Here is a 4,828-nt window from a genome sequence, read left to right on the forward strand (position 1 = left end):
GGCGGCCCGTTGTCCGGGCCGCCCCCGGGGCGTCGGTGCCGTGCGCGCGGCACGGCGGGCCGGTCAGGCGCCGCGGTCGAAGAGCTTGACGCGCAGCGGCTCCCGGGCCGGCACGTCGACCGGGTCCTGCGGGGAGAGGGTGAGGACGAACCCGCCGATCGCGATGACGGCCATGATGGCGACGGCGAGCGGGACGACGAACTGGGAGGCGGGCAGGCCGGCGGGCAGGAGCCGGTCGTCCAGCCGGACGGAGACGGAGGCCATCCCGGTGTAGTGCATGGCGGTGACCGCGACCCCGGCGATCAGGGAGGCGACCAGCGAGGCGGCGAAGCCGGTGATGTTGAGGGTCATCCACAGCGCCGCGGTGGCGGCGGCCACGGCGATGGCGATGGAGACGGCCACCAGGACGGGGTCGTAGGAGACCACGCCCTGGACCTGCATGGCGGCCATGCCGAGGTAGTGCATGGCCGCGACGCCGCAGCCGGTGACGGTGCCGCCGATCAGCAGGGAGGCGAGCGTCCTGCGGCGGTAGCCGACGTACAGGACGCCGGCGCCGACGACGACGATGGCCAGCAGGAGGCTGCCGAGGGTCTCGGGGACGCGGTAGACGACGGACGAGCCGGTGACGGCGAAGCCCATCATCGCCATGAAGTGCATGGTCCAGATGCCGCAGCCGAGTTCGACCGCGGACAGCAGCAGCCACCCCAGGCGGCGGGCCGGCGGCAGGGTCAGGGCCCGTACGGTGCAGCGCAGTCCGAGCGCCGCGCCGGTGCAGGCGATGAGGTAGGACAGGACCGGGTTGATCCAGCCGTAGTGGAACCCGTCGATGTGGGCGGTGTGGGGATGCATGGTCACCTGGAGTGCGTTCGTGCGGGGGGACGGGCGGAACGCGCTTCTGCCCGGGCCGGTGCGGCGACTGCGGGGTCTGCCGGTCCGGCCGGGGATCAGGATCCGATTCCTGAAGGATCGTATAGCGACGAACAGTTTCCGCGAAATCGACAACCGGGTGAACCGATGAGGATCGGTCAGGTGAATCCGCCGGCGTCCGGCATTTTCCGGCACCCCCGCCGGTCACGTGGGGATCTGCGAAATCCCGTGCCGTACACCGGAATTGACGTGTACCCGGGCCCCGGCCAAGGGCGGCGCGAGGCGGCGGAATCCATGATCGACATTACGTCGAGTAATGCGGTTTTCGCAGCGGGTGCATCCTTTTCCCTTTCGGAAAACCCCTTGGATAATCCCGTCCGTTCGGCGGGGGAGCCCCCCGCCGAACGGCAGGGAATACCGCGGAATGCCGCGGAATTCAGCGGCGGCCCGGGATGCCGCCCGGGACGCCGCCCGGCCGACCGCGGCGGGCGGCGAAGACCCAGCGGTTGGCCGCCAGGGCGTCGTCCGGCTCCGGCGCCGGACCGCGGCCGTGCAGGGCGGTGAAGTCGTACGGGCTGCGCACGGCCACCGTCCAGCCCAGGCGGGTGAGTTCCGCGGCGGAGTCGGGGCGGGGGCCGGCGTCGAAGAGGGCGCGCAGGTCGATGCCGAGCCGCTCCCGGGCCGCGACGTACGCGGGGGCCGTGCGCACCGCCGGCGGTTCGGCGGCCACGTCCTTGAGCTCGTACGCCAGGGTGCTGCCGGGCGCGCTGAGCCGGTGCACGGTGGCCATCAGCCGCCGCTCGGCCTCGGCGGGGAGGTAGAGCAGCAGCCCCTCGGCGAGCCACGCGGTCGGCTCCGCCGGGTCGAAGCCGCCCTCCAGCAGCGGCCCGGCCCAGTCGCCGCGGAGGTCGGCGGCCAGCGGGCGGCGCTCGGTGGCGGGGGCCGCGCCCGCCGCGTCGAGGACCGCCCGTTTGAAGGCCAGCACCTGCTCGGTGTCGATCTCGTGGAGGACGCGGCCGGGCGGCCAGTCGAGCCGGTACGCCCGGGAGTCCAGGCCCGCGCCCAGGATGACGACCTGGCGCGTGCCGGCCCGCGCCGCGGCCAGCAGGTGGTCGTCCAGGACGCGGGTGCGCAGCCCGAAGTAGCGCCCGAGGCGCCCCCACAGCGGGTCGGCCTCCGCGTCGGGGACCTGGTCGGGGTGGAGGGGCCAGTGCGCCGAGGCGGGGGAGGCGCGCACGAAGTGCTCGGCGAGCGGGTCGCGGGCCAGGGCGTCGGGGCGGTGGGTCTCGATGGCGCGGGCGGCCGCCACCAGCAGGGCGGTGCGGCCCACTCCGGAGGCGACGCCGTGCGCCGCGGCCGCGGCCGTCCCGTCCTCCGGTCCGGTCAGGGCGTGCACGGGTCCTCCTCGTGCACGGGCGCCGTCCACGCCGCGGGGTCGTCGCCGGTGGTGGTGCGGGCGCCGTACAGGACGCGCATGAACCGCAGGACCTCGTCGTGGGGCAGGTGCAGGGAGGTGGTGCAGTCCGTCAGGACGGTGATGTGGAAGCCCTTCTGGAAGGCGGTGCGGGCGGTGGAGTCCACGCAGACGTCGGCGTAGAGGCCGGCGAAGACGAGGTGCCCGGTGCCGCCGGCGCGCAGGTGCTCCTCCAGGCCGTCGCCGAGGAAGGCGTCGAAGCAGGCCCGTTTGGTGAAGACCCGCTCGCCCGGGGCCGGGGCCACCCCGTGGAACCGGGCTCCCCAGGTGCCCTCCAGGCACTTCGGCCGCTTGCCCAGCCGCCGGTCCCGCGCGCGCCAGGCCGCGCCCTGGTGGGCGGTGTCGCCGAGGAAGCGGACGAACACCACCTCCACGCCCGCGCGCCGGGCCAGGTCCACCGCCCGGACGCTGTTGGCGACCACGGCGTCCAGGACGGCGCCGTCGCCGCCGAACCGGGCCCTGGCCACCGGCCCGGTGCAGAAGTCGTTCTGCAGGTCCACCACCACCAGGGCCGTTCCCGTCCGGGCGCTCACGGCCCGCCCACCGGGGCGGTGGATCCGGTGGGCGCGCCGGGCAGGTCGAGGACGTCGACCAGCGCGTCGACCACCGCGGTGGTGGAGTGCCGGCCGCCGAGGTCCGGGGTGCGCACGCCCTTGTCGTCCAGGACGGCCAGGGCGGTCTCGACCGCCCCGACGGCGCCGGGCACCGCGGCGTGCCGCTCGGCGACGAGGGCCGCGGCGCGCAGGGTGGCCACCGGGTTGACCAGGTCGCGCCCGGCCAGGTTGTCGGCGGAGCCGTGCACGGTCTGGTACTCCACCAGTCCGGCCGCGCCGGGGCCGAGGTACACGTTCTCCGTGCAGCGGCTCTCCTGCCGCTGGGCGCCGAAGCGGTCCAGCAGGACCACGTGCATGATGTCGGCCCACTCGTTCCCGGCGATCAGCAGGGTGCGGTCCGGCAGGCCGTGGGTGATGAGGTTGCGGTTCACGGTGTCGGGCTGGAACACCTCGATCCGTATGCCCAGCCGCTCGGCGATGTCGGCGACCCAGGCGTCGAACGCGCCGTCCAGGAGATGGAACTTGTAGGCCATGACGATGCGGTCGATCCGCCCGTCGGGCCATTCGCGCCGGGCCCGCTCCAGGGCGTGGCGGACGACGGCCTCGGTGGTCTCCCGGCTGAAGGCCATGGTGCGGACGACCTCTCCCGGGGTGTGCCGGTTCTCCCCGGTGTAGAAGCCCTGGGCCTGGTCGCGGACCAGGAGCAGTGACGTTTCTCCTTCCCGTAACAGGTCGACCTTGACGGCGCGCAGGCGGTGGCGCACCAGGTACAGGGACTGGGCGTTGATCGCGGTGCGGAAGACGGCCGTGGTGCCGGCGTCGGCGAGGTCTCGGCAGAACCGCTCGTAGTGCTCCGCGTCCTGCCCGGTCAGGTCCTGGATCCCGGCGGGGCCGGCCAGCGAGCGCAGCGAGACGTAGGAGTGGTAGAGGCGCGGGGAGCGGACGATCCGCACGCCCGTGGGGCGGGCGGCGGTGAGCACCCGCAGGACGCGTTCGAAGACGGCGGCGAGCTCGGGGCCGGTGCCCCGGCCCACCGCCAGCCCGATCGCGGGCTGCCCGGCGCCGGGCACCGGCGCCGGGCCGGTGCCCTGGTGGGCGGCCGGGGTCACCGGGCCGTCCCGGGGACCAGGCGGTCGCCGGGGATGCCGGCCTTCTCGGGGCGGTAGTAGTCGCGGATGCCCTCCGCCCAGACGGCGACCGGGACGCGGTCGCCGTCCACCGGGCCGAACGCGTCGAACAGGGCTGTGGTGTTCCGGTGGTCGAACCCGATCGCGGTCATCAGGGCGAGGAAGTCGGGGCGGGTGACCAGGCCGTCGCCGTCCGGGTCGCCGAGCTCGGAGAGCGCCCGGGCGAACTCGTCGATGGTGGCGTCGAAGCGCTCCGGGTCGAGCACGACGGCGGTGAACTCCTCGGGGCTGATCCGGCCGTCGCCGTCGGCGTCCAGCTCGGTCACCAGCGTGCGCCAGTAGCGCTGCAGGGCGTCGAGCAGCCGGTCCCTGGCCTCCTCGTCGGCCTGGGGGAGCGCCGCGACGACACGGCTGCCCATCAGGTCGAAGTCGGCCGGTTCGATGGCGCCGTTCCCGTCGGCGTCGAACAGTGAGAACACGAGCCCGACACGGTCGGTGGCTGCGGTGGTGGGCATGGCGGTACACCTCGGTCTTCCGGACGAAGGGCGCCGGGCCCGTGCCTCGGCGACCGCTCCACTATCCGGTCCCGGCCCGGCCGTCGGCGCGCGAAGTACGGCCGGACCACCCGATCGTGGGCAATGCGCCCGCGCGCGCATGACGGGCCGGTCGGTTGGACAGATAGTCAGGCTGGCTCGTGCGACGGCCCGCAGCCGCCGCCGGGTTGCCGTCCGGCCCCTCGCGCGTGGCGAGGCGGACTGTCCGGAATTGAGGGGGGAACAGGAGTGGGTGGAGCGGCGACGGGGGAC

The 4,828-nt window shown here is 74.4% G+C and carries 5 protein-coding genes; all 5 read right to left on the reverse strand.

What is annotated here, in order from left to right; genetic code table 11:
• Nucleotides 1-63: 63 nt before the first annotated feature.
• Nucleotides 64-849: an MHYT domain-containing protein gene (locus tag ACWDCZ_RS38730; protein WP_049659004.1), complete on the reverse strand. Its 786-nt coding sequence runs from the start codon at nt 847-849 to the stop codon at nt 64-66.
• 454 nt (nt 850-1,303) lie between these two features.
• Nucleotides 1,304-2,254: an SAM-dependent methyltransferase gene (locus ACWDCZ_RS38735; protein WP_449818406.1), complete on the reverse strand. Its 951-nt coding sequence runs from the start codon at nt 2,252-2,254 to the stop codon at nt 1,304-1,306.
• On the reverse strand, nt 2,251-2,874 hold the full coding sequence (locus ACWDCZ_RS38740) for a cysteine hydrolase family protein (protein WP_049658999.1): 624 nt from the start codon (nt 2,872-2,874) through the stop codon (nt 2,251-2,253). The genes ACWDCZ_RS38735 and ACWDCZ_RS38740 overlap by 4 nt, the downstream gene beginning before the upstream one ends.
• Nucleotides 2,871-4,004 carry an isocitrate/isopropylmalate family dehydrogenase gene (locus ACWDCZ_RS38745; protein ID WP_449818405.1) on the reverse strand — a complete coding sequence of 378 codons (1,134 nt, stop codon included), beginning with the start codon at nt 4,002-4,004 and terminating at the stop codon, nt 2,871-2,873. Before ACWDCZ_RS38745 ends, ACWDCZ_RS38740 begins: the two co-directional genes overlap by 4 nt.
• Nucleotides 4,001-4,537, reverse strand: coding sequence for an EF-hand domain-containing protein (locus ACWDCZ_RS38750; RefSeq protein WP_074005404.1), 537 nt, complete (start codon nt 4,535-4,537; stop codon nt 4,001-4,003). The genes ACWDCZ_RS38745 and ACWDCZ_RS38750 overlap by 4 nt, the downstream gene beginning before the upstream one ends.
• Nucleotides 4,538-4,828 lie beyond the last annotated feature (291 nt).

The sequence above is a fragment of the Kitasatospora sp. NPDC001225 genome (assembly GCF_053597855.1).